The organism is Streptomyces sp. NPDC046881, assembly GCF_040645015.1.
Lineage (GTDB): Bacteria > Actinomycetota > Actinomycetes > Streptomycetales > Streptomycetaceae > Streptomyces.
Genome location: NZ_JBEYXJ010000109.1, coordinates 19,149 through 27,948, shown reverse-complemented (window position 1 = coordinate 27,948; position 8,800 = coordinate 19,149). Strand labels below are relative to the sequence as shown.

The following is an 8,800-nucleotide window of genomic DNA, read 5'->3' as shown; positions in this document are numbered from 1 at the left end:
CCGCCGCCGCCCCCCCGCCCCCCCGCCCGCACCCGGAGCGGCCGCGCCCCCCCCCCCAGCACCGCTCGGCGGCCCTGGCGGCGGCCGGCCGCCTCGGGCCGTTCGGCTGGCACGAGCCCGCCGCCGACCTCCGGGTGGCCGGGGTGAACCGCAGCGAGAGCGACTTCCTCCACCGCGAGATCTTCGTGGACGACGTGTACTTCCGGCACGGCGTCGACCTGCCCGCCGGCGCCGTCGTCGTGGACGTCGGCGCCAACATCGGCATGTTCACCCTCTGCGCGGCCCGCCGCAGCCCCGGAGCGCGGATCATCGCCTGCGAACCACTCGCCGAACTCGCCGCCGCGGTGGCCGTCAACGCCGAACTGCACGCGGCCGACGTCACGGTCGTCGCCCGGGCCGTCGGCGCCGCCGAGGGGGAGACGGACTTCACCTTCTACCCGCACAACAGCGTGATGTCCGGCGCGTTCGCCGACGCCGACGACGACCGGCGCACCCTGCGCGGCTACCTGCTCACCGGCGCCGACAGCGAGGGCGTGGACCCGCAGGACCGGCTCGTGGCCGACCGGCTCGCCGCCGACCTGCTGGCCACCGAGCACCGGCGGGTCGCCGTCACCACGCTCGCCCGGATCGCCGCCGACCACGCGCTGACCCGGATCGACCTGCTCAAGATCGACGTGGAGAAGGCCGAGGAGGACGTGCTGCGGGGCATCACCCCCGAACTGTGGGCCGGCATCCGGCAGATCGTGATGGAGGTGCACGACGTCGAGGGACGCCTGGCCTCCGTCACCAAGACCCTGGAGAGCCGCGGCTTCACCGTCGTCCACGAGCAGGACCCGCGGCTGGCCGACACCGCCTGCGTCAACGTCTACGCCCGCCGCCCCGGCGCACCCGCGCACCCCGGCCCCCGCCCACCCGGGACGGCGCACCGCCCGGACCCCGGACCGGTGCTGTGGCGCCTGGAGGCCGAACTGCGCGACCTGCTGGCCCGCAGGCTGCCCGGCAGCCCGGCACCGGGCCGGTTCGAGCTCACCACCGACCTCGGCGCGGCCAGGGACCATGCGGCGGAGGCGTCCCCGGCCACCGTCCCGCACTCGGCCCGTGTCGAGGTCTTCGCCCGGGTCTGGGCGGGCATCTTCGGCGCCGAGGCGGTCCGCCCGGACGCGGACTTCTTCGACCTCGGGGGCGACTCGCTGACCGCCATGCGCCTGCTGACCCGGCTGGAGGAGCAGCTCGGCGAGGACGCGCTGGAACCGGACCTGATCTTCACCGCGAGCACCTTCGGCGCGCTGGCCGCCGCGGTCCAGGCCTCCGGCGAGCCGCCCTCCGGTCCGGCCCGGCCCCGGTGACCTCCACCAGCCGGTGGTTCCACCGGCCGCTGGCCCGGCCAGCCGCCCGGATCCGGCTGGTGGGCCTGCCGTACGCGGGCGGCGGCGCGGCCGTCTTCCGGGACTGGACCGAGGGGCTGTCCCCGGACGTGGAGCCGGTGTGGGTCCGGCTGCCCGGCCGGGAGAGCCGGCTGGGCGAACGGCCGCTGTCCGACTGGGACGCGCTGGTCGGCGCGTTCGGCCGCGCCCTGATGCGGCACGTGCCCTCGCCGTACGTCCTCTTCGGGCACAGCATGGGCGGCATGCTCGCGTACGAGGCGGCGACCGCCGCGCTCAGCCGCCCACCGGAGCGCGTCGTCATCTCCGCCTGCCGCGCCCCGGGCGTCGCCCGCCCGCTGCCGGCCATCCACCACCTGCCGGAGCCGGAATTCACCGCCCGGCTGCGGGACCTGGGCGGCGCACCGGCGGAAGTCCTCGCCAGCCCCGGCCTGTTCCGGCTGTTCGCACCCGCCCTGCGCGCCGATGTGCGGCTGGCCGAGACCTGGCCGGCGCACCCGCCGCGGCCCGTCCCCGTCCCCGTCACCGTGCTGTGGGGCGACGCCGACCCGGTCGCCCCGCGCAGCGCCGTACGGGCGTGGCGGCACCTGGCGTCCGGCGGGTTCCGGGGCCACGAGGTGTCCGGGGGCCACTTCTTCCTTTCCGATCCGTCCGCCGGTGTGGTGGACCTGCTCAACCGCGAACTCGGAGCCGCCGGATGACACGATCCGTCTACCTGACCGAACGGCACGAGGAGTTCCGCGCCCGGGTGCGCGCGGTGCTGGACGCGCTCGTCGGGCCGGCCGGCGAGTCCTGGGAGCGGGAGGGTGCACTGCCCCGTACGGCGTGGAAGGTCCTCGGCGACGAGGGCCTGCTGGGCCTGCTGCATCCCCGGCGGGTGGGCGGCACGGAGCAGGACCTGTTCACGTCCGTGGTGTTCCTGGAGGAACTCGGCCGCACCGGCTTGGGCGGCTGCCGCGCCGCGGTGTCCGTGCACGCCTACATGGCCACGCACTACCTGGCGACGGCCCGCGACCCCGCCCTGGACCGCGACTACCTCGCCCCCGCGGTCGGCGGCGACCGGGTCGCCGCCCTGGCGATCACCGAGCCCGGCGCGGGCGCGGACCTGTCCGGGCTCGTCACCACGGCGGAACCGGACGGCGACCACTACCTGGTCCGTGGGGTGAAGTCCATGGTCAGCAACGGCACGACCGCCGACTTCCACGTCGTGGCCGTCCGCACCTCGCCCCCCGCCGCCTCCGGGCCGCGCGGCACGACGGGGCTCTCCCTGCTCGTGGTCGACGCCCACCTGCCCGGCATCACCGCCGAGCCGGTGGCCACGCTCGGCTGGCGCTCCGCCGGGACGGCCACGGTGACCTACGACGGGGTGCGGGTCCCGGCCGGCTGCCTGCTCGGGCGGCCGGGCAGCGGCTTCTACCAGCTGATGCGGGGCCTGCAACTGGAACGCCTGGTGGCGGCAGCGGCGGCGCTCGGCGGGATGGACCGCTGCCTGGAGGACACCCGGCGGTTCCTGACCGGGCGCCGGGCGTTCGGCGGCCACCTGGCCGACCTGCAGGCTCCCGCCCACCGCATCGCCGACCTCGCGACCGACCTCGCGGCGGCCCGTCAGCTCGTCTACCACGCAGCCTGGCTCCACGAGCAGGGGGAGTTGCCGGCCACCGAGTGCTCGATGGCCAAGCTGCACACGACGGAACTGGCGTGCCGGCTGGCCGAGACCAGCCTCCAACTGCACGGCTCGGCCGGCTACCTGGACTCCTCGACGGTCGCGCGGATCCACCGCGACGCCCGCGCGGCCACCATCGCCGCCGGGCCTAGCGAGGTCATGCGTGATCTCATCGGACGGGCGGTGCTGCGGGCCCCGGCGTCCTGAGGGGCCGGCGTCCCGCTCAGCCGGCCAGGCCCCCCTCCATCCCGACGAGCGCGGCCAGCTGGGCCCGCGAACACAGCGTGAGCTTCTTGAACACCCGGGCCAGATAGGTCTCCACCGTCTTGGGACTGAGCGCCAGCGCCCGGGCGATCTGCTGGTTGGTCCGGCCCTTGCTGACCAGCACGGAGATCTCCCGTTCGCGTTCGCTCAGCCGGCTCAGCCCGGTCGTCGAATCCGCCGGGCGGACGTCCGGCACCGGCTCGGGCGCCTCGACCGTGCCGGGTTCCGGCTCGGCCTCCGCCACATCCCTCCCCACGCCGGCGAGTGAGGTGCCGAGCGGGCCGGTCCGGTCGATCCGGGCGCGGAGCCGGCCGGCCGCGTCGGCCTGGAAGCCGCTGCCCATGCGGTCGGCGGCGCGCCGGGCGTGGTCGGCGTACAGCCCGGCGGCGGCCGTGTCCCCCCGGGCCAGCAGGATCCGCCCCGCCGCGACGGCCAGTTGGGGGACGACGTAGCGCAGCCGGTGCCGCAGCGCGAGGTCGAGTGCGCGCTCCAGCCGCCCGAGGGCCGCGGTGTCCCGGCCCAGCGCGCTCTCGGCTCGCGCTACCCAGTGCAGGGTGTCCAGCGCGCGCAGCGCCGGCTCGTCGCCCAGCCCGTCCGCCAGGCGGGCCGCGCGCTGCACCAGCTCGGCCTGCCCGCCGTCCGCGGCGCCGCCGGGACCGGACGCCAGCGCCCGCAGCGCGAGCAGCAGGGCCTGCAGGGCGGGGTCGGGTACGGCGACGACGCCGGCGTCCTCGACCAGGGCCGGGCGCGGGCGTTCGTCCGCCTCCAGGCAGGTCTCCAGCAGGGCCCCCGTCGTACGGGCCCGCAACGCGTGGGCGTCCGCGGCCAGGTTGGCGGCCGTCTTCTCCAGCAGGTCGGCCGCCTCGCCGTGCCGGCCCAGCAGGCGCAGCACCCGGGCCCGCCACAGCTCGGCGTCCGGATGCGTCACCGAGCCCTTCGCCAGCGTGCCGTCGAACACGGCCAGGCTCCCGGCCGGATCGCCGCTCAGCGCCAGCGCGGTGGCGAGTCGCAGCCGCTGCCGGGGATCGCCGGTGTCCGAGCGCGGATCCAGCGTCGCCCCGAGCCAGCCGGCCGCGCGGTCGGGGCGCTGCCACAGCACGGAGCGCGCCGCTTCCTGGAGGATGCGGACGCCCTCGCCGTCCCGGGCGGTGAGCCCGCTGTGGCCCAGGTGCCAGGCGACGCGTGCCGGGGAGGCCGCACGGTCGCGCAGCGCCGCGGCCGCGCGTGCGTGCGCGCCCAGCTGCCAGGCGACACCCGCCGTGTCGTGCGCCGTGCGGCGCACCAGCGGATCGCGGAACCGGAAGGTCCCCCTGGTGGCGCCGGGCCGCAGGATGTCGCGCCGGACCAGCTCGTCCACCCCCGCCCGGGTCTCGTCCTCCCCGGCCCGCGCCGCCTCCGCCAGGAGTGCGGTGTCGAAGGGTTCCTGGAGCACGGCCGCCGCGTGCGCCACCGTCCGCCCCAGGGAGGACAGTCCGCGGAACTCGCGCAGCAGGGACATGGCCGGGTCGGCGGGGGAGTGGGGGCCGCCCGGCACGTCGTCGGCGCACGGGGCGCTCAGGGCGAGGGCGCGCAGCAGCCCGGGGCGGCCCTGGGAGGCGTGGAGCAGGCTGCGCAGCCGGGCGGGCAGCAGGGGCCGGGGCAGGAGGCCGCCGAGCTGCTCGTCGGACAGCGGCGCCAGCTCCAGCCGGGTGGACCGGCCGGCCGCCGCGGCCTCGCCCAACAGGATGCGCAGGCTCTGGGGGTTCTGCCGGGGCCGGTGCGCGAGGGCCGGCACCACCCGCGGGGCGGGATGCCGCAGCAGGTGCTGCAGGAGCAGGACCGACGCCTCGTCGGCCAGGTGCATGTCGTCGAGGACCAGCAGCAGGGGGGCCCGGGAGCCGAGGTGGCCGAGGAGGCTGCGGACCGCGTGCAGGACGTGGTGGTGCTCGGAGGGGTTGGCGGGGAGCGCGACGGCCGGGGCGTGCCAGGACAATGCCGGGAAGATGCCGGCCAGCCAGGACAGGTGGTGCGGGGAGAGCCAGGACACGCTCTGCTCGCCGGCCGCAGTCAGCAGCTCGTCGAGGGCGTCGGCGAAGACGCCGAACGGAAGCCCCTCGGGGACGGATCCGGCCGCCGCGGAAGCCACCGTCCACCCCCGCTCACGCGCGCGTTCGCCGAGGGCGGCCAGGAGAGCCGACTTGCCCATCCAGGGGTCGCCCCGCACCTCGATGAGCGGCACGCCGGGTTCGTCGCGGTCAAGGACCTGTTCGAGCGCGGCGAGTTCCCGCGTTCTGCCGTGCAGGGCGTGCGCGCGCCCGGCCGCTGTCGTCGGCCGGCTGTCGGAAGGGCCCCGGGGGCCTGTCGCGTGGTCGGTGTGCCGAGTGTCCTCACGGTGTGGCAAGTAAGCGCACCTCTTTCATCTGAGCACGGGAGGGGGAAGCCCGAGGAAGCCCGAGAAGCGACGAGCCGGATTGCCGGACCCGTCTGCGGCGGCGGTCGAGTGGCGAGAAATACCGGGCGGCCGGTAACGCGCGTCAGCGCAAGATTTTTTACCGGCGACAGGATCCCAGGGTAACGAGTCGACCGCCGGATTCGGTAGTGCGGCGAAACCGCACGTCGAACGGGCCCCGCCAAATCGCGGTGCGGGTCCGCCGTCGAAAAGAATTTAAAACTTCCGGTGGTACGGGGGATGGCGAAGAGGCGATTGCACCGTACGGAGGCCGCGTATCCGGCCACTGTGTAGGGATACCAACCGGACGGTAACCGCTCCTTCTGGCCGTGTGCGGCGGAAAGAGGCACGGACAAGATGGAATACAGACGGCTATTCAGGGCATCTCGCGCCGGCGGAGATTCCACCCCTGGCATGTCCGGTTCTCGACCTGGCTCGCCCGGGTGGTAGGCGGTCAGGATTGAGTCACGCCGCGGTCGGGGATGCTGCCCCGCACACTCGAAACCGGCTGGAATGCGCGCGACGGCATCCTTGTGCGTCCGTTTTCGAACTGATAGAACAGAGTGGTTACCGCCTGTAATTCTCATCTATTTCAATCGGCTGACGGATGCGCATGACGGCTGGCCCGGCTCGCAGGCCGGAGGCCCGTGCAGGTAACTTCTCCTTTTTCTCCGGTCGGCACGGAGAAACCCCCGAACCCGCCGGCGGTGGCCCGCATCCGGCCGTCCGCGCGGCTGTTTCGTCCGCACCTATGCCAAAGGGGAGCGATGGTTCAGCTGGCGCCTGACGTGCCCAGGGACACGGGAGACGGCCACGACAAGACGCCCGTCGTGTGGGTGGTGGACGCTCCGGGCGGTGGATACGTCGAGAGCCCCGACATCGAGGGACGCGTCGTCGGCCCGCACGGCACCGTGCGTCTGGTCATCGTGCCGGACGACGAGCGGGACCGGCTGCTGGAGGCCGAGTGCGACTACATGATCCTCTGGCACCGCGTCCCGCTCGACGCCTCCTACTTCACCCGCAACACCCGATGCCGCGCCGTCGTCTGCGCCAGCACGGGGTTCGACCACGTCGCCGTCGAGGCCGCCCGCGCCGCCGGCACCAGCGTCTTCCACATCCCCCACTACGGCACCGAGGAAGTCGCCGACCACACCCTCGCCCTCTTCCTCGCCCAGGTCCGCAGGCTCTCCGAGCTCCGTGAACACGTGCGCGACGGCGGCTGGGACTGGCGCTCCATCACCGACGCCCCACGGGTGCGCGGCATGACCTGGGGCATCGTCGGGCTCGGCCGCATCGGCCTGGCCGTCGCCCAGCGCGCCCGCGCCTTCGGCATCAGGGTCTGCTTCCACGACCCCCACAACCACCCCGGAATCGAGAAGTCCCTGGGCCTGGAGCGCAGGCACTCGCTCGACGAACTGCTCGCCGACGCCGACGTGGTGAGCGTCCACGTCCCGCTCGACTCCACCACCCACCACCTGCTGGGCGCGCGCGAACTGGACCGGATGAAGCCCGGCTCGCTGCTGATCAACACGGCACGCGGCGGCGTGGTCGACGTCTCCGCGCTGCGCCGGGCCCTGGCCGTCGGCCGCCCCGGCCGCGTCGCGCTCGACGTCGTGGAGGGCGAACCGGAACTGCCGCACTGGCTGCGCGACCACCCCCGCGTGCTGCTCACCCCGCACGCCGCCTTCTACTCCGTGGCCTCGCTGGCCGAGCTGCGCACCCGGGCCGCCGAGGCGGTCCGTGAGCTGATCGTCGCGGCACCCGTCACCTCGGCCGTACGCGTGGTCTGAGCGGACCGGTACCGACCCCTGACCTCACCGCCGCTGAACCCCGAAGGATCTCGATGGCTGTGGAAACCCTGTCCCCCGACGCCGCGAGGCAGGCGTGGACGGACTGGAAGTGGCAACAACGCAACGCGGTGCGCACGTCCCGCCAGTTGAAGAGCCACTTCCCCAACTGCGAGCAGCGGATGCTGGACATCATCGACCGGCACAACCGGACCAAGCGGTTCCAGGCGACGCCCTACTTCCTCAGCCTCGTCGAGACGGACCCCCACACGGGCAACCCGCTGGCCGACGACCCGCTGTGGAAGCAGGTCGTCCCGATCGACACCGACGAGACCGGTGACGGGGAGGACCCCTACACGTACGACGGGAAGACCGAGAACTGGGAACTGCCCAGCGAGATGGTCACCCCGATCGCCCAGCACAAGTACGACAACCGGGTCATCGTCCGCTACGCCAACGTGTGTCACGCCTACTGCCAGTTCTGTTACGAGGCGCTGCGCACCCTGGACCGCGACTCCACCAAGGTCTCCTTCGACCGCGGCCACTGGCAGGCCACGCTCGACTTCCTGCGCGCCAACCCGCAGGTGGAGGAGATGATCCTGAGCGGCGGCGAGCCGCTCATGCACAGCAACGACCAGATCGACCAGGTGCTCACGGAGGCGCGCGCCGCCCGCCCCGACCTGATCGTGCGCCTGCACACCCGCTCGCTCACCTTCAACCCGTACCGCATCGACTCCGGTCTCGTCTCCGTACTGGCCCGGCACGACGTGACCGCGGTCGGCCTGCACATCACCCATCCCCGTGAACTCAGCCCGGACTTCGACGACGCGATACGCCGGCTGCACGGGGCGGTGCCCATCCTCTTCGCCAACGTCCCGCTGCTCGGCGGCGTCAACGACGACACCGCGACGATGCGGGAGCTGTGCATGGGCCTGTACCGGCGCGGCGTCCACGCCGGCTACCTGTACCACTTCATGCCGCACAGCCCCGAGGCGAGCGCCTTCCGCGTGCCCGTCAGCCGCGGGGTGGAGATCGTACGCGCGCTCAAACGGCACATATCCAACCCCGCCGTGCCCGAATACGTCCTGCCGCACGCCACCGGGAAGTACACCGTCCCGCTGATCGACTCGCCGGACGCCTACCCGCGGCACGCCGTCGACGCCAACGGCGTCCGCGTGCTGCGCGCCGTCAACTGGCAGCAGGAACCCATCGAATACCCCGACCCGGAGATCGTGTGAGGAGCCGGGACCGGCTTCCCCGCACATCGCGCCCACAC

General features: G+C 73.9%; 6 protein-coding genes. 5 read left to right on the top strand and 1 reads right to left on the bottom strand.

Features of this window, described 5'->3' with window-relative positions; translation table 11 throughout:
- The 3 genes from ABZ923_RS34055 to ABZ923_RS34045 all read left to right on the top strand — a co-directional run.
- Positions 1–1,346 (top strand): FkbM family methyltransferase (locus ABZ923_RS34055; protein ID WP_361479766.1); only part of this gene is annotated, 1,346 nt, incomplete at its 5' end.
- The gene (locus tag ABZ923_RS34050; protein WP_361479763.1) at positions 1,343–2,083 is read left to right on the top strand and encodes an alpha/beta fold hydrolase; all 741 of its coding nucleotides are present in this window, start codon (positions 1,343–1,345) and stop codon (positions 2,081–2,083) included. The genes ABZ923_RS34055 and ABZ923_RS34050, both read left to right, overlap by 4 nt.
- Entirely contained in the window at positions 2,080–3,252 is a 1,173-nt protein-coding gene (locus ABZ923_RS34045; RefSeq protein WP_361479760.1) for an acyl-CoA dehydrogenase family protein, read from the top strand. Before ABZ923_RS34050 ends, ABZ923_RS34045 begins: the two co-directional genes overlap by 4 nt.
- Before the next feature lie 16 nt (positions 3,253–3,268).
- On the opposite strand, the gene ABZ923_RS34040 is transcribed toward ABZ923_RS34045, so the two are convergent.
- A complete protein-coding gene (locus ABZ923_RS34040) occupies positions 3,269–5,689 on the bottom strand; it encodes an AAA family ATPase (protein WP_361479757.1) in 2,421 nt (806 codons plus the stop codon).
- 815 nt (positions 5,690–6,504) lie between these two features.
- Between ABZ923_RS34040 and ABZ923_RS34035 the strand changes: the two genes are divergently transcribed.
- Entirely contained in the window at positions 6,505–7,527 is a 1,023-nt protein-coding gene (locus ABZ923_RS34035) for a C-terminal binding protein (protein ID WP_361479754.1), read from the top strand.
- A 53-nt stretch (positions 7,528–7,580) separates the two neighbouring features.
- Positions 7,581–8,762 carry a 4Fe-4S cluster-binding domain-containing protein gene (locus ABZ923_RS34030; RefSeq protein ID WP_361479751.1) on the top strand — a complete coding sequence of 394 codons (1,182 nt, stop codon included), beginning with the start codon at positions 7,581–7,583 and terminating at the stop codon, positions 8,760–8,762.
- The last annotated feature ends 38 nt before the right edge of the window (positions 8,763–8,800 follow it).